Genomic DNA, 15,293 nt, shown 5'->3' with positions numbered 1-15,293 from the left:
GCGGGCCATTTGCTGCCAGCGTCTCGACTGAAACGTTACCTACCCACCCACTCCTTCGTCAGGGTGCGCGCTTCGGGATCGTAGCGATAGACGGTGATGCCGCCCTCGAAAGCCTGTCCGGTGACCAGCAGGTTGGCCTCCGGGGCCGAGTCGATGCTCAGGTTGCGGGAGTAGTCGTTGACCGAGGGGAAGGGATCGGTGCCCAGGTCCAGGTAAGCCTGCGGCCAGGGATTGCCCGCCTCGAACAGCGCAGCGTAAGTTTGGTTGGAGCCGTCACTGCGATAGTGGCTATAGCCAATACGCAGGAACTCTTCGCTGCCGTTGATAAAGGCGATGGCCACTGTCGTTGGCGTGGCTAATGGACGATAAACACCATACCCATCAGCTTTATCCATTCTGGGAACATCAATTAATTCGCTATTATTCCAGTATTCATCTTCTTCCAGCCCCTCCGGCAGATGCTCGCGAAAAATACCATAATCATAACTGGCCATCCGATGACGCTTAGATAGGCTATCTGTTTTCCAAAAAAAACCCAGAGTATTCTCATCTCCGCTAACCACCCAGTGACCATCTGGGCTAATTGTGGCATCCACCTTGAACGAATTTCCTGGCAGCATGGTAATGGGCTGGAAAGTATCAAGGTCCCATAACGTCACGCCCGTGTAGTTACTGAACCGTCTCTCAGGCGCCACCGCAGGCACTTCGTCGACACTTGGACTCTCACGGTCCCCCAAGCCTGCCGATACGAATTTTCGCCCTTGCTCCGAGAGAGTCATCTTCAATACTTTACCTGACCCCTTGAAGCTGGGAATGATACCGTCCTGCATGATGGGGCGCATCGCTTCGCCATGTCCGTGGAAAATATTCCAGTCGATATCGGAGGCCAAATAGTCGGAAAAAGTGGAATCCATGACATGTCCATAGGTAGGAAAGTGCTCGAATGCTTTGATCACTTCGCCATCGACGCGCTGTACGCGCACTACGTCATTGAGATCCTGCCAAAGAAAGGCATCGCTCTCTTCAATAAAGTAGGCGCTGTAGAGGTTGGCCGACTCGGACAAGACCTCTCGCTTCCGCTTCTCCAGGTCCCATAGCACAAGCCGAGAGTCTTCATGCACGCTGATCACGTAGCGGCCATCCGACGATACGCTCAGCGAGGTCACGGGCTCCAGCCGAGAGAAGAAAAGGAAACCGTAAGCAGCGAAGCCGAAGACAATACCGACCGTCAGCACTACCCATCGGGCATGAGAGCGATGCAGCCTCACCGCCCTACCCACTCCTTCGTCAGGGTGCGCGCCTCGGGATCGTAGCGATAGACGTTGATGCCACCCTCGAAAGCCTGTCCGGTGACCAGCAGGTTGGCCTCCGGTGCCGAGTCGATGCTCAGGTTGCGGGAGTAGTTGTTGACCGAGGGGAAGGGATCGGTGCCCAGGTCCAGGTAAGCCTGCGGCCAGGGATTGCCCGCCTCGAACAGCGCAGCGTAAGTTTGGCTGGAGCCGTCACTGCGATAGTGGCTATAGCCAATACGCAGGAACTCTTCGCTGCCGTTGATAAAAGCAATGGCCACTGTCGTTGGCGTGGCTAATGGACGATAAACACCATACCCATCAGCTTTATCCATTCTGGGAACATCAATTAGCTCACTGTCGTCTCTATTTCTTGGATCACCCGCCTCATAGGGTGTGTCATCAAGATAAATCCCACTAAGATAGTCAGCCATACGACGACGCTCCTGGGGTACATTCGTATCCCAGAAAAAACCCAGCGTATTCTCATCTCCGCTAACCACCCAGTGACCATCTGGGCTAATTGTGGCATCCACCTTGAACGAATTTCCTGGCAGCATGGCAATGGGCTGGAAAGTATCAAGGTCCCATAACGTCACGCCCGTGTAGTTACTGAACCGTCTCTCAGGCGCCACCGCAGGCACTTCGTCGACACTTGGACTCTCACGGTCCCCCAAGCCTGCCGATACGAATTTTCGCCCTTGCTCCGAGAGAGTCATCTTCAATATTTTACCCGATCCCTTGAAGCTGGGAATGATACCGTCCTGCATGATGGGGCGCATCGCTTCGCCATGTCCGTGGAAAATATTCCAGTCGATATCGGAGGCCAAATAGTCGGAAAAAGTGGAATCCATGACATGTCCATAGGTAGGAAAGTGCTCGAATGCTTTGATCACTTCGCCATCGACACGCTGCACGCGCACTACGTTTTCAAGATCCTGCCACAGAAAGGCATCGCTATCTTCAATAAAGTAGGCGCTATAGATATTCGCATCACTGGAAAGCACTTCCCGCTTTCTTCGCTCAGTGTCCCATAGCACCAGTACGCCATCCTCGTGAATGCTGATCACGTAGCGGCCATCCGACGATACGCTCAGCGAGGTCACGGGCTCCAGCCGAGAGAAGAAAAGGAAACCGTAAGCAGCGAAGCCGAAGACAATACCGACCGTCAGCACTACCCATCGGGCATGAGAGCGATGCAGCCTCACCGCCCTACCCACTCCTTCGTCAGGGTGCGCGCCTCGGGATCGTAGCGATAGACGTTGATGCCACCCTCGAAAGCCTGTCCGGTGACCAGCAGGTTGGCCTCCGGTGCCGAGTCGATGCTCAGGTTGCGGGAGTAGTTGTTGACCGAGGGGAAGGGATCAGTCCCCAGGTCCAGGTAAGCCTGCGGCCAGGGATTGCCCGCCTCGAACAGCGCAGCGTAAGTTTGGCTGGAGCCGTCACTGCGATAGTGGCTATAGCCAATACGCAGGAACTCTTCGCTGCCGTTGATAAAAGCAATGGCCACTGTCGTTGGCGTGGCTAATGGACGATAAACACCATACCCATCAGCTTTATCCATTCTGGGAACATCAATTAATTCGCTATTATTCCAGTATTCATCTTCTTCCAGCCCCTCCGGCAGATGCTCGCGAAAAATACCATAATCATAACTGGCCATCCGATGACGCTTAGATAGGCTATCTGTTTTCCAAAAAAAACCCAGAGTATTCTCATCGCCACTGACCACCCACTCCCCGTCCGGGCTGATAGTGGCATCCAGCTTGTAAGAATTCCCCGGGAGTATCGCAATAGGATCGAGAGTGTCTAGATCCCATAAGGTAACGCCGCCAAAGTTGCTGAATCTCCGCCCCGGCATAACGGCAGATACCTCGGCCAGCTCAGGAGGTTCAGAACCGCCACGAATATCCGAGCCTGCGGACACAAACTTTCTCCCCTGCTCTGAGAGGGTAAGCTTCAATATTTTTCCCGATCCCTCAAAGCTCGGGGCGATGCCATCCTGCTTCACAGGACGCATGGCCTCGCCATGGCCATGAAAAATTTTCCAGTCGATATCGGAGGCCAGATAATTAGAGAACGTAGAGTCCATTACATGACCATAGGTGGGAAAGTGCTCGAATTCCTCAATCACTTCTCCGTTGGCGCGCTGCACGCGCACGATATTATCTAAATCTTGCCATAGGAAGGCATCGCTCCCTTCAATAAAATAAGCACTGTAGACATTAGCTTCATTTGAAAGCACTTCCCGTTTTCTTCGCTCCACATCCCACAGCACCAGCGCGCCATCCTGATGGGTGGTAATAACATATCGCCCGTCGCTGGACACACCAAGTGCCGTGACCGGCTCAAGCGCCCCTAGCAGCTGCCAGGAATAAACCCCTAGAACTACAACCGCAAAAGCTATCGCAGCCAATAGCTTTTTATTAAGCCACTTCATAATGACCAAATCCACTTGTCAACAGCATTGGAATAACAACCCCATCGCGATAGCTCTTTTCAAACACCTCCTCGCTGGGAATACGCATCCCTGAGTGATCGAAAAGCCAGAGAGTCTGATCAACGAAATCGTACGTTTTTTCCCCTAACCTCCTTTCAACAAAACGACTCTCATTCCTTACCGCCCCAAACCCAACATGCCCCAGCGCCGCACGCGGCGTCTTCCCTGCCCGCCAGCTTCTTGCTACCAGCGCCTGGAGGGTATCGACATACTGGGCCGCGCGCGCTTCCGAGATCACGGCGTGATGCGCCAGCGGCGCCAGCAAGCGGTAGGTGGGTAGCGCTTCGCCGCTGGCCAGGGCGTCTCGGGCCTCCTGAATCGCCTGCTCCCTGAACGCTTGCCAGCCTTGGGCGGCGCGCTCACTACCGTAGGGGTCCGGCCCCACCGGTGGCTGGCTGGGAGTCGGTGGCCTCACGGTATGGGCCGGCGCCTTGTCGAGGTAGTACTGGGTGATGGGCGTCGACAGGCCGCTGGGGAACACCCACCATTTCTTGCCGTAGGCACCGCCTGCCGTCCCGATCAGCTCATCCAGCAAGTCGTCGGCGCCAAAGGTCTCTTGCGCCCTGCGCAAGCCCCATAGACCAGGGCTCACTATTTCAGTCACCTGCTGCCAGAAGGAGCGAGTGTCTGCCGGTGGCGGTCCGAGGATGCCGTCTTCCTGCGAGAGCAGTACCACCACCTTGCGCACTGCCTTGTGTGCGTCAGGGAAGATGCCCATGCCCAGCGGGTGACTGTCCTGCGAGGGGTCGTTCACCAGCGCGTTGTCCGCCACGGCGGGCTGCCACAGGTACAGGTTGTCCAGTACCTGGTACTGGCCCTGCTCACCGAGAATGTTGAGGGCGGTCAGAATGACCCGCGCTCCCAGCGAATGGCAGATGACATTGATGGCGATCCCCGCTTCGTGGAGCTGGATCAGCAGTGCGACCAGACGACGCCCCGCTGCCATGGCGTTGAGCTCCGCCTGGAAGAAGTCCACTGTTCCGGTGTCGCCGGACCAGGCCACGCCAACGATGCGGGTATAAGGGCGCCAGTCGTCGTCCTGCATACCGGCGGCGGCATTGAGCCGGTACTCCATGTGCAGGCACCAGCTGTGTGCTGCCGAACCGTTGAGCAAAGCTTCCAGTTGATCGGAGCTCGCATCGTTAGACGGTGGATAATGATTTCCCCACGCTCTAGGAGGAAGGTGGATCGACACCCCCTCCAACTCCTGCCGAATGGTCGCGATGCGCGCGCTTCCCGAAGGAACCAGCATGGGCCGCTCGGTCACGTCATCGCGCTGCTCCCAGTTGGCGAAGTGGTGGTAGCCGCCAAAGGGTACATTGTAGCCGTGCAGGAACAGAGTGGCGTTGTTGCCGGCCAGGCGTAGCTGCTCCAATTCCTCGTCGCTTAGCAGGTCCGGCGCTGACGCATCCGCATCCTCACGCAGATTGATGACGATGGGCGGTGGCAGATAGGTCGCCCCTAGCGTGGTTTCGTCCGCGGCGACATCACACTCTGGCGGAGCCGCCGCTGCCTGCCTCGGGTCGCATGGCTCGTCGTCGACCGCCACGAGGTGTCGGCCATGCAGGCCGACCAGTTGCCAGGCCACCCTGCCGGGCGTTACGCCCTCATGACGGCTGACACCATACTCGTCGATGCGAGCCGTATACGTACGGCGGGCAATATCGCAAAGCTCCACTTCCGTGCCGGCCGGAAGAAGTCGCCCCAGGGTGTCACGGTGCTCGATGATGACCGTTACACTCACACAACAGTGGGCGGGCATACTGCTGCCCGATACAGAAACCCGGCTGGGCTGAAGCGCAGGTGGCGCCAAGGTGTCACTCATGAGATCGCCTCATCCGGTTCATGGGATGTCGTCGCCAGGACACGCAGCTGCGCGAGTCGCTGTTGCCATGGATAGGCATGATGCCCCAAGCGGTCCATCTGCCGGGCCGTCAGCGGCGACCGGCGACCCGCCTCGGCAAGCACACGGCATCCTTCCCACTGGGCATGTTCGGTTGGCAGTGCCAGCGCTTTCATTTGCTCCAGCCAGGTCGTGACGCACGCCTCGGACAACCCATGCTCGTCAGCCAGCTGTTGGCTGAAGACACCTTCCCGCCAAACCTGGAGAGCACGCTGATGCGCCATGGTCAGCACGAACTCCTCGCTCGAAAACGGGAGCTGGCTGTCGGGCATTTCCAGGCACCAAACCTTACCGGCAGCAAGACCACGGATGAGATGGGCAGGGCCGAGCAGCCGAGCGATCTCGTGTGGGCTCAATGCTGCCTCAAGGCCCGCATACAGTCTTGGATCGGCATAACGGAACAGCGCTGGCGGCCCTTCCTGGCGACGCACCTGGGTCAGGCCACGCCAGTGGTCGACCAGCGTGGCAAAAGGGCTGTGTGAGTGAATCGCAATGGCCACGCCCTGTTCCACCCAGCCTGCCAGCGTGTCTTCGGCGCGAGGCGCAGAGGGCAATATCAGTAGAGGGCCGTGCATGGCGTGCTGACCATACGCAGTCTGCAGGTACAGCAACTGGTAAGTCGGCGTATCGTCCGCCTCGAACATCTGCCGATGTGCCTGGGGAAACAATGCGAGGTCGGTAAGGTAGAACACCAGCTCCCGTGAAGCGGACATCAGCGACATGGACAGGCCTCCCCAAGCGCACAGCTCGACGCATCGCCCGTGGCCAGCCGCTGACATATCTCGATCACTGCCGCCCCCTGCAGGGCGGCGGATAGCAGTTGATCCTGTCGAATGGGCGCGACCGCCTCATGGGTTTCCACTGTCGCCCCGCCCGGCAGCAGCGCGGCCATTACCCCCTGCCCGCTCCCGGAGCCGGGGCTGCCACCGGAGTTGATCTTGACCTGGGCGCCGACGATGGTGATGCCGCTGGGGTCGAGCTTGAGGAAGCTGCCGCCAGCCTTGAGGGTGATCTCGGCGCCGGCGTCGATCACGGTCTTGCTACCAGCTTTGTGGTGCACTTCCTGCCCGGCTTCGACGAGCTGGGCGCGGGCGGTCTTCTCGTGGCGCGTGGCGCCGACGATGAGGTGGTCGTCGCCGTCGACCTGGAGGTGGCGCTGGCCGTGCACGGTGAGGTGGTCGTCGGCGTGGATCTCGCTGATGCGGTGTCGATGCACGGCGAGGTGGCTGTCGTTGCCGATCTCTTCGGTGCGGTCGTGGTTGGTCAGCAGTTCCAGGTCTTTCTGGGCGTGGAGCCAGATCTGCTCCTGGCCGGCCTGGTCTTCCAGGCGCAGTTCGTTGAAGCCTTCGCCCTGGTGGCTCTGGGTGCGGATGACGGTGCGGGTCTTGTGGGCCGGGAGTTCGTAGGGCGGGGTGTTGACGGCGTTGTAGATGCGCCCGGTGATCAGCGGCTGATCGGGGTCGCCTTCAAGGTAGCTGACGAGCACTTCATGGCCGATCCGCGGGATGGCGAGGCTGCCGTAGCCGCCGCCGGCCCAGTCCTGGCTGACCCGGAGCCAGGCACTGGGCGCTCTTTCAGCGGCTTCGCCTTCAGCCCCGGCGGTGTTCGGTTCGGCATAACGGTCCCAGGGGAACTGCACCTTGACCCGGCCGTGCTCGTCGCAGTAGATCTCCTCGCCTTCGGGCCCGACGACGAAGGCGACCTGGGGGCCGTCGACCCGGGGCCTGGGGTTGGCCTTGGGGCGCCAGGCCAGGTCGGCGGGCATCAGCACGAGGTCGTTGTGGTACGTGGTCATGCCGCCACTGTTCCCGCCCTCGGTCTGGCTTTGGACGATACCGTCCTCTTCCAGGGCCTGGGGCTGCTTGCCGTAGTGGACCACGCTGAGCACCTGCCAGTCCTGGTTGAGCTCATCGAGGTCGTGGTCGGTCAGGGTGAAGCGTACGCCCGGGGCCAGCTCGGGCAGGTCGCTTTCGGCGTCGGCGGTGCTGGCACTCTGGCGCAGCGCTTCGAGGCGAATGCGGGTGAAGGCCTGGCCGGAGGCGTCGCGCTTGTAGCGGCCGGGGTAGGCGTAGTGTTCGTAGTCGACGCGCTGGGCGTGTGCCTCCAGCCCGTCGGCGAGGTGGTCGTGCAGCTGGCCGTAGGCCGGGCGCTTGAACGAGTAGTCCTTGAGCGTGGTGGATGCCGGGGCGACTCGGGCGAACTGCTGGAGCTTGCGCACGTGGCGGGTCGGTGGCGTACCCCCGGCGCGGCTGTGGTAGCTGCGCTGGCCCAGGTGGGTGAGCACCTGGGGCGCATCGGCGAAGACCAGGCGATGGGCGGCGCGGGGTGTCTCACCGCCCGTCTCGAAGCCTGTTTCGAAGAACTCGTGGAAGTAGAACAGGCCCTCTTCGGCGGCCAGGCGCTGGACGAAGGCGAGATCATGCTCCCGGTACTGAACGCAGTACTCCCGCGTCTCGGGTTCGCGGGTGGCGGCGAAGGCGATATCGGTAAGGCCGTGTTCGTCGCACAGGGTGTTGAGTACGGTGAGCGGCGAGACCTCCTGGAAGATGCGCGAGTTGTGGCGCAGCCCCAGGCGCCACAGCGCGGGCTGGATCTTCACGTGATAGAAGGTGCGGCGGTGGCCGCGGTCGCCGCGGCCGAACTCGCTGACGATGCCATGGACGCGGCGCAGCGCCTCGCCCTCCTGCCAGATCGTCAGGGTGGCCTCGCGGTCGAGGATGTCGGTGGCGGAGAGGCTGCCGTCGCGGCTGGCGAAGTGTACCGTCAGCTCGAAGGGCGCGGAGAGTTCCTCGCGGTGGGTGAACTCGATCACCGCCAGGTCGTCGGCCCCGGGCAGGGCCAGGGTGAATTGCCATCCGCTAGCATCGGCCATGGTGCCTCCCTGCATCTGAAGATGCCGCTTTTATTGGTTAATTAGGGGAATCGCAATTCCTCGCGCAGAGAGCATACCAATCGAAACGGCGAGCCATCTGTGGCACTTCACCGATAAAGATGTAGGAAATAGCTTACAAAGCAGGCTTTGGAGCTACAGCGGTGACGCGACTTCCCCGTATCCGAAGCGTTCGCGCATGCGCTGCTCGCGGAAGCCATCCAATAGCCGCGCATAGCGGCGCGCTATCTTGGCACCAGAACGGCTGACCAGATGCAGCGTCTCGTACTCCGTGACCGGCAAGTCGAGTTCCTTGACCTGACGCTGCCACGGTGAGGTTTCCAGCACCAGTCGCGACACCACGGTGAAGCCAAGGCCGCGGGCCACCGCGTCCAGCACCATGCCCACCTCGTTGGTGAAGCCCTGGCGGCGGAACTGGCCCATGGAGCGGAACTCGTCGGGGAAGTTGCTGCGCAGCAGCGCCCCGGCATGGTTGATACCGTCGGAATAATTGAGGAAGCCGATGCCCATCAGCTCGGCCAGCGAGGTTCCGGTAAAGTCGGCCGGCACCACCAGGCACAGTGGCTCCTGATGCCAGAGTTTGCAGTCCAGCTCCGGGTGGCGAATCGGCTCGGTGACGATTCCCAGGTCGTGGCGACCGGCCAATACGTCCGAGACGATTTCATGACTGAAGGCAAAGCTGTAGTTGACCGTCAGGCCCGGCGACATCTGCTGCTGGCCAAGAATGTAGGGGTAGAACATCAGGCCGACGCTGCCCGGCGAAGCGATGCGACACTCACCGGTATCGAGCGCATCGTCATCCAGCGAATGGCGGAACTGTTCATGCTCGGCAAAGAGCCGTAGGCCATAGTCGTAGGCCCGCCGCCCGGCCTCGGTAAGCGTGAAGCGCCGCCCCTGGCGCTCCAGCAGCGGCTTGCCGAGATACTGCTCGAGCTTGCGCACGTGCTGGCTGACGCCAGGCTGTGTCATGTCGAGGTGACGCGCAGTACGCGTGAAGCTGCCGGTTTCGACCAGGGTGATGAAGGTGCGGAAATACTGGGCGTTGAACATGGCGCATCGCTTGCAAGTGCGGTCCGGGGTCGAGACCGAATGTTTGTCATCCTACCACTGCGAGCCCGGCGGCGCAGCGCTGCGCCTTTGCGGCCAGCGTGATAGCATCGGCTCACGACTCGATGAACATTGCATGACCCCCTGTCCGCCGTCTACGCGACAGGGACGCAAGCCGACAGCACAAGGATCGTTTCATGCCCGATACTATCTCCGCCACCATCTCTCCCCTGCGAAGCCTGGAAGTGCTCTCGCAGCACGAGGTCAATCGCCTGCGCGATACCTCCAAGGCCGGCCTGCACGACCTGCTGCGTCGCTGCTCGCTCGCCGTGCTCAGCTCCGGCAGCATGACCGACGACAGCCTGGTGCTGATGGAGACCTACCACGATTTTGATATCGAAGTGATCCAGCAGGACCGTGGCATTCGGCTCAAGGTCACCAATGCACCGGCCGAAGCCTTCGTCGACGGCAAGATGATTCGCGGTATTCGCGAGCATCTCTCCTCGGTGCTGCGCGATATCATCTATGTCTACAACGAGATCCAGCAGCACCAGCGGTTCGACCTGACCACGGGCGAAGGCACCACCAACGCGGTGTTCCATATCCTGCGCAAGGCCGGCACGCTGAAGCCCGGGCGCGATCCCGGCATCGTGGTGTGCTGGGGCGGTCACTCGATCACCCGTGAAGAGTACGAGTACACCAAGGACGTCGGCTATCAGCTTGGCCTGCGTGAACTGGACATCTGCACCGGCTGCGGCCCCGGCGCCATGAAAGGGCCGATGAAGGGCGCCAACCTGGCGCATGCCAAGCAGCGTATCGGCGATGGTCGCTACCTGGGCATTTCCGAACCCGGCATCATCGCCGCCGAAGCGCCCAATCCACTAGTCAACGAACTGGTGGTGATGCCCGACATCGAGAAGCGCCTGGAAGCCTTCGTACGCCTCGGCCACGGTATCGTGGTCTTCCCCGGCGGCGTTGGCACGGCCGAGGAGATCCTCTACCTGCTGGGCATCCTGCTCCATCCTGACAACGACAGCATGAAACTGCCGGTCATTTTCACCGGCCCGGCCAATTCGTCCGACTACTTCCAGCGCATCGACGAGTTCCTGGTCTACACCTTGGGCGAGGCGGTACGCGACAAGTACCGCATCATCGTCGACGACCCCGTCGAGGTCGCTCGCACCATGCGTCAAGGCATCGACAGCGTCACCGAGTTCCGCCGCGCCCAGCAGGACGCCTTCCACTACAACTGGCGGCTGACCATCGCCCGCAATTTTCAGGAAACCTTCGAACCCACCCACGCAGCAATGGCCGGCCTGGCATTGCACCGCAACCAGCCGGTTCATGAGCTGGCGGCCAACCTGCGCCGGGCGTTCTCGGGCATCGTGGCCGGCAACGTCAAGGAGCACGGCCTGCGCGCCATCGAGGCTCATGGGCCGTTCCAGCTACATGCCGAGTCAGAGCTGATGCGCCGCCTGGACGACCTGCTCAGCTCCTTCGTCGCCCAAGGGCGCATGAAGCTGCCGGGGCGCGAGTACGAGCCCTGCTACCGATTGGTGTGAACGAAAGAACACGGGTAGTCGATACTAACGAAAGCGCCGGGGGCAACTGCACCCGGCGCTTCGTCAACCCTGCTGGCGGACGGGGCGCCACCCTAGCCACAGGGCATGCAGCAGCAGCCCCAGGGTAGCGCCATGCGCGATCAGCAGTTGCCAGCTGATCCACGCGGTAAACAGCACGTGCCACAGGCCCATCAGCGCCAGGCCGGCCACCAGCGACGCCACCAGCCGCTTGCCGAGCCGAGGCAGTCGCGCACGCTCGCCCTTGTCGAGCATGCGCCAGTTCATGATCGCCACCGCGGCAACCACCGCCAGGGCAATAGTGATCAGACTCAAGCGATTCTCATACCCACCGGCGAGATATCTCGGCACGGTGGCAAGCATCAGCACCAGCAGGCCCGCCAGCAGGCTCAGCCGTTCCGCGGTCGGTGCAGCATTCATCTCAAGCCACCTTGAGCTGTTGGGTTTCGATCCACTCCTCGGCCCATGGCAGCGCGGCATCGTCGGCCATGAAGGTCTCCATGGCATCGACTTCCAGCCGCTCCCCCAGGCGAGTGGCGCCAAGCCCCTCGAGCATCTCGTCGAGACGCCGGCCGGCCCCACAGAAGGTGTCGCCATAGGAACTGTCGCCCAGGGCGATTACGCCGTAGCGCAACCCAACCAGTGCCGGGCTCTGCTCGTCGAGCGCCCGCGCGAAGGGCACGATATTGCCGGGAAAATCGCCGCTACCGGTGGTAGAGACGCAGAACAGCGCCAAGTCAGGCCGTTCCTCCGTCAAGTCATCGAGCGTCGGCTGTTCGAGGATGGCGGTTTCATAGCCGGCCGCCTCGAACAGTGGAGCGATCTGTTCGGCGACATCGAGCGCACCGCCGTACATGGTTCCTACGAAGATCTTCAGCATTGGCATGTCGAGAATAAACCTTAACCATTCAACGGGATAATACCATGACGCAGCCGACTGACGCAGTTCGACGCCAGGCGCTGCGGCCGAGCGACGCGTTGTCGCATGCGACACCATAAATACCCGAGTATAATCGTCGGCCTCTTTGTCGAGGAGGCGACATGCTGGACACCTACACGCTGGAAGCCTGGATCACGCCCCTGCTCATCGGTGGGCTGATCCTGTTCATGGGCTTCATCATCTGGGACCTGGCCAAGAAGTCCCAGGCCGGGCGCTTTGGCACCCTCATGCTTTTCCTGGTGCTCGGCGCCGGCATCATGGGCTACATCTTCAAGGTGGTCATCACCTGGCTGATGGAAAGAGGCGGGAGCGTGTAGGATGCCACCCCTCGGGGTGGCATCCTGGCACGGACGGTATCAGCTTGGCGGCGAGCCCTCGTAGCGCTCCACCTGGCTCTTGAGCTTCTGCCCAGGGCGGAACGTCACGACACGGCGTGCCGAAATGGGGATCTCCTCGCCGGTCTTCGGGTTACGCCCGGGGCGCTCACGCTTGTCGCGCAGGTCGAAATTGCCGAATCCCGACAGCTTGACCTGCTCGTTCTCGCGCAGGCATGCCCTGATCTCCTCGAAGAACGCCTCTACCATGGCCTTGGCTTCGCGCTTGGTCAGACCCAGCTCGGCGTGAAGATGTTCGGCCAGTTCCGCCTTGGTCAACGCTCCCATGTCACCTCCTCAGAGTGGCGGTCCAGCCCGCCGCCTGCATGGCTTCCGGCGATCCCTCGCGCATTCATCCGCGCAGCTCGGCTCCCAGATGCTGATGCGATTCGGCGACGATGGCATCGACCAACTGATTGATTTCTTCGTCATTCAGCGTGCGCGAAGGATGCTGCCAGGTCAAGCCCAAGGCAACACTCTTGCTCCCCTCTGACACGCCCTTGCCCTGGTAGACATCAAACAGGCTCAGCTCCTGCAACCACTCCCCCGCCTGGCGGCGGACACAATCCAGCAGCGCCTGCACGGGACGATCCTCACCCAGCAGGAAGGCCAGGTCCCGACGCACTTCGGGATAGCGTGACAGCGGCTCGAACTTGGGCAAGACGCCGTGGGTCAGCGCGTCCTGGCGCACTTCGAACAAGAACACCTCGACCTTGAGCCCCAGCTCGGCCTTCACGCCCGGGTGCAGCGCACCGATCCAGCCCACCGGCTCGCCGCGATGCACGACCCGTGCGCTCTGCCCTGGATGAAGAGCAGGGTGCTCGCCAGGTTCGAAACGCCAGGCCCCCTCTTCGCCACCCAGCGCAATCAGGCTCTCGAGGTCGCCCTTGAGGTCGAAGAAATCGATCTTGTCACGACTACCGGCCCAGCCTTCGGGGAAGCGTTCGCCGCAGGCCAGCGCACCCACCATGGGCGTCTGCTCGAGTTCGTCCAGATCACCGCGGAAGATCAGCCCCGTTTCGAACAGCCGCACACGGCTCTGCTGACGATTGAGGTTGTACTCGAGCGCACGCACCAGCCCCGGAAACAGGCTCGCCCGCATCACCGCCAGGTCGCTTGAGATGGGGTTGGCCAGGCGTGGCGCTACCGCATCCGGCAGCAACGCCTGCTGCAGCTCGGGGGCGACGAAGCTGTAGGTGATCGCTTCCTGGTAGCCGCGCGCCACCATCTGGCGACGCAGACGCGCCAGGGGCGTGCGCGCCTCATGGTCGGGGCGCAGTGCCAGGCGGGCGGCCGGGCGGCGTACCGGCAGCCGGTTGTAGCCGTGGATACGCGCCACCTCCTCGATCAGATCTTCCTCGATGGAAATGTCGAAACGCCAGCTCGGCACCCGTGCCTGCCACCCAGCCTCGACGGCACGCACCTGCATGCCCAGTCGCTCGAGGATCTCCTGCACCTCCTCGCCGGGCAGCGCCTTGCACAACGCCTGCTCCAACCGAACGGCACGCAGGGTAACCTCCCGCTCACCCGGCAGGTGCGCTGCACTTGCCGCCTCCACCAACGGCCCCGGCTCGCCACCGGTAATCTGCAGCAGCAGTGCCGTGGCACGCTCCACCGCATCGCGAGTGAGCTGCGGGTCGACACCCCGCTCGAAGCGATGGGAGGCATCGGTATGCAGGCCGTAGGAACGTGCCTGGCCCGCTACAGCCAGCGGTGAGAAGAAGGCCGACTCGAGGAAGATGTCGCGGGTCGCGGGGCTCACTCCGGAGTGCTCGCCGCCCATCACGCCGGCAATCGCCAGCGGACCACGCTCGTCGGCGATCACTAGGGTGGAAGCCTCCAGGGTGATCTCCTGGCCATCGAGAAGAGTCAACTGCTCACCCTGCCGTGCCAGCCGTACCACCACCGCACCGTGCAGGTTCTCACGGTCGAAGGCGTGCAGCGGCTGGCCCAGCTCGAGCATCACGTAGTTGGTCACATCGACCACCGGGTCGATCGAACGGATCCCGCTGCGCCGCAGACGCTCGATCATCCACAGGGGCGTGGCCGCGGTGACGTCGACGCCCTTGATCAGCCGGCCGATATAGCGCGGGCAGCGCTCGGCGTCCTCGACCCGCACCGGGAAAGTCTCGTCGTGGCTGGCAGCAACCGGCTCGATGGCGGGCGGCGTAACCGGCAGCCGGTTGAGCACACCGACTTCCCGCGCCAGCCCCTTGAGGCTCAGGCAATCACCACGATTGGGCGTCAGGTCCACCTCGACGGTGTGATCGTCGAGCCCCATCCAGGCACGAAAATCCTCGCCCGCCGGAGCATCGGCAGGCAGTACCAGGATGCCTCCCGAGGTCTCCTCGGCCAGCCCCAATTCGGAGGCAGAGCAGATCATGCCGCGGGATTCCACACCGCGCAGCTTGGCCTGTTTGATCTTGAAGTCGCCGGGCAGCACGGCGCCCACCCGGGCGAAAGGCACCTTCTGCCCTACCGCCACGTTGGCAGCGCCGCACACCACCTGCACCGCCTCACCGCTGCCGTCGAGCACCTGGCAGACGTTGAGCTTGTCGGCATCTGGGTGCTGCTGCTTATCGACGACCTCGGCGACTACGACGCCGCTGAAGGCAGATGCCACGGGCTCGACGGCATCCACCTCCAGGCCGGCCATGGTGATCTGGTCGGCCAACCCCTGTACGCCCAGCTGCGGGGATACCCACTCACGCAGCCACTGTTCGGAAAATTTCATGGTCAATCCTGTGTTCGGCCGAAGTTCATGTCACGC

Annotated in this window: 13 protein-coding genes; 2 read left to right on the top strand and 11 right to left on the bottom strand. The window is 61.9% G+C overall.

Going from position 1 to position 15,293, the window contains the following annotated elements; all coding sequences use genetic code 11:
- Positions 1-35: 35 nt before the first annotated feature.
- The 7 genes from ACUY1T_RS00440 to ACUY1T_RS00410 all read right to left on the bottom strand — a co-directional run bounded on the left by ACUY1T_RS00440 (position 36) and on the right by ACUY1T_RS00410 (position 9,632).
- Complete coding sequence (locus ACUY1T_RS00440; protein WP_446019749.1) at positions 36-1,268, bottom strand: WD40 repeat domain-containing protein; 1,233 nt, start codon at positions 1,266-1,268, stop codon at positions 36-38.
- Positions 1,265-2,497, bottom strand: coding sequence for a WD40 repeat domain-containing protein (locus tag ACUY1T_RS00435; RefSeq protein ID WP_446019748.1), 1,233 nt, complete (start codon positions 2,495-2,497; stop codon positions 1,265-1,267). The genes ACUY1T_RS00440 and ACUY1T_RS00435 overlap by 4 nt, the downstream gene beginning before the upstream one ends.
- The gene (locus ACUY1T_RS00430; RefSeq protein WP_446019747.1) at positions 2,494-3,729 is read right to left on the bottom strand and encodes a WD40 repeat domain-containing protein; all 1,236 of its coding nucleotides are present in this window, start codon (positions 3,727-3,729) and stop codon (positions 2,494-2,496) included. The genes ACUY1T_RS00435 and ACUY1T_RS00430 overlap by 4 nt, the downstream gene beginning before the upstream one ends.
- A complete protein-coding gene (locus tag ACUY1T_RS00425) occupies positions 3,716-5,614 on the bottom strand; it encodes a hypothetical protein (RefSeq protein ID WP_446019746.1) in 1,899 nt (632 codons plus the stop codon). Before ACUY1T_RS00425 ends, ACUY1T_RS00430 begins: the two co-directional genes overlap by 14 nt.
- Positions 5,611-6,414: a DUF4123 domain-containing protein gene (locus tag ACUY1T_RS00420; protein ID WP_446019745.1), complete on the bottom strand. Its 804-nt coding sequence runs from the start codon at positions 6,412-6,414 to the stop codon at positions 5,611-5,613. Before ACUY1T_RS00420 ends, ACUY1T_RS00425 begins: the two co-directional genes overlap by 4 nt.
- Entirely contained in the window at positions 6,405-8,564 is a 2,160-nt protein-coding gene (gene tssI, locus ACUY1T_RS00415) for a type VI secretion system tip protein TssI/VgrG (RefSeq protein ID WP_446019744.1), read from the bottom strand. The genes ACUY1T_RS00420 and tssI overlap by 10 nt, the downstream gene beginning before the upstream one ends.
- A gap of 153 nt (positions 8,565-8,717) precedes the next feature.
- Positions 8,718-9,632 (bottom strand): LysR family transcriptional regulator, encoded by a 915-nt coding sequence (locus tag ACUY1T_RS00410; protein WP_446019743.1) that lies wholly within the window; start codon positions 9,630-9,632, stop codon positions 8,718-8,720.
- 194 nt (positions 9,633-9,826) lie between these two features.
- Between ACUY1T_RS00410 and ppnN the strand changes: the two genes are divergently transcribed.
- Positions 9,827-11,191 (top strand): nucleotide 5'-monophosphate nucleosidase PpnN, encoded by a 1,365-nt coding sequence (gene ppnN, locus ACUY1T_RS00405; protein ID WP_446019742.1) that lies wholly within the window; start codon positions 9,827-9,829, stop codon positions 11,189-11,191.
- A gap of 63 nt (positions 11,192-11,254) precedes the next feature.
- Here the strand turns inward: ppnN and ACUY1T_RS00400 are convergent, their stop codons facing one another.
- Complete coding sequence (locus ACUY1T_RS00400; RefSeq protein WP_434233354.1) at positions 11,255-11,629, bottom strand: hypothetical protein; 375 nt, start codon at positions 11,627-11,629, stop codon at positions 11,255-11,257.
- 1 nt (position 11,630) lies between these two features.
- A complete protein-coding gene (locus tag ACUY1T_RS00395; protein WP_446019741.1) occupies positions 11,631-12,095 on the bottom strand; it encodes a flavodoxin domain-containing protein in 465 nt (154 codons plus the stop codon).
- Positions 12,096-12,250: 155 nt separating this feature from the next.
- Here ACUY1T_RS00395 and ACUY1T_RS00390 point away from each other — a divergent pair, with 155 nt between their 5' ends.
- Positions 12,251-12,466, top strand: coding sequence for a DUF2788 domain-containing protein (locus ACUY1T_RS00390; protein WP_446019740.1), 216 nt, complete (start codon positions 12,251-12,253; stop codon positions 12,464-12,466).
- Between the two features lie 39 nt (positions 12,467-12,505).
- On the opposite strand, the gene ihfA is transcribed toward ACUY1T_RS00390, so the two are convergent.
- Both ihfA and pheT read right to left on the bottom strand, forming a co-directional pair.
- Positions 12,506-12,811 carry an integration host factor subunit alpha gene (gene ihfA / locus ACUY1T_RS00385; RefSeq protein WP_111411771.1) on the bottom strand — a complete coding sequence of 102 codons (306 nt, stop codon included), beginning with the start codon at positions 12,809-12,811 and terminating at the stop codon, positions 12,506-12,508.
- A gap of 64 nt (positions 12,812-12,875) precedes the next feature.
- Positions 12,876-15,257, bottom strand: coding sequence for a phenylalanine--tRNA ligase subunit beta (gene pheT, locus ACUY1T_RS00380; protein ID WP_446019739.1), 2,382 nt, complete (start codon positions 15,255-15,257; stop codon positions 12,876-12,878).
- Between the last annotated feature and the right edge of the window lie 36 nt (positions 15,258-15,293).

Source organism: Billgrantia sp. Q4P2, assembly GCF_052806135.1.
Note: the sequence above shows the minus strand (reverse complement) of the source record. Positions and strands in the feature narration are given on the sequence as shown.

Bases quoted from the DNA above. Each gene is read 5' to 3' on its own strand.
- ACUY1T_RS00430 (WP_446019747.1), bottom strand. From the start codon at position 3,729: ATGAAGTGGCTTAATAAAAAGCTATTGGCTGCGATAGCTTTTGCGGTT.
- ACUY1T_RS00425 (WP_446019746.1), bottom strand. From the start codon at position 5,614: ATGAGTGACACCTTGGCGCCACCTGCGCTTCAGCCCAGCCGGGTTTCT.
- ACUY1T_RS00420 (WP_446019745.1), bottom strand. From the start codon at position 6,414: ATGTCGCTGATGTCCGCTTCACGGGAGCTGGTGTTCTACCTTACCGAC.
- tssI (WP_446019744.1), bottom strand. From the start codon at position 8,564: ATGGCCGATGCTAGCGGATGGCAATTCACCCTGGCCCTGCCCGGGGCC.
- ACUY1T_RS00410 (WP_446019743.1), bottom strand. From the start codon at position 9,632: ATGTTCAACGCCCAGTATTTCCGCACCTTCATCACCCTGGTCGAAACC.
- ppnN (WP_446019742.1), top strand. From the start codon at position 9,827: ATGCCCGATACTATCTCCGCCACCATCTCTCCCCTGCGAAGCCTGGAA.
- ACUY1T_RS00400 (WP_434233354.1), bottom strand. From the start codon at position 11,629: ATGAATGCTGCACCGACCGCGGAACGGCTGAGCCTGCTGGCGGGCCTG.
- ACUY1T_RS00395 (WP_446019741.1), bottom strand. From the start codon at position 12,095: ATGCCAATGCTGAAGATCTTCGTAGGAACCATGTACGGCGGTGCGCTC.
- ACUY1T_RS00390 (WP_446019740.1), top strand. From the start codon at position 12,251: ATGCTGGACACCTACACGCTGGAAGCCTGGATCACGCCCCTGCTCATC.
- ihfA (WP_111411771.1), bottom strand. From the start codon at position 12,811: ATGGGAGCGTTGACCAAGGCGGAACTGGCCGAACATCTTCACGCCGAG.
- pheT (WP_446019739.1), bottom strand. From the start codon at position 15,257: ATGAAATTTTCCGAACAGTGGCTGCGTGAGTGGGTATCCCCGCAGCTG.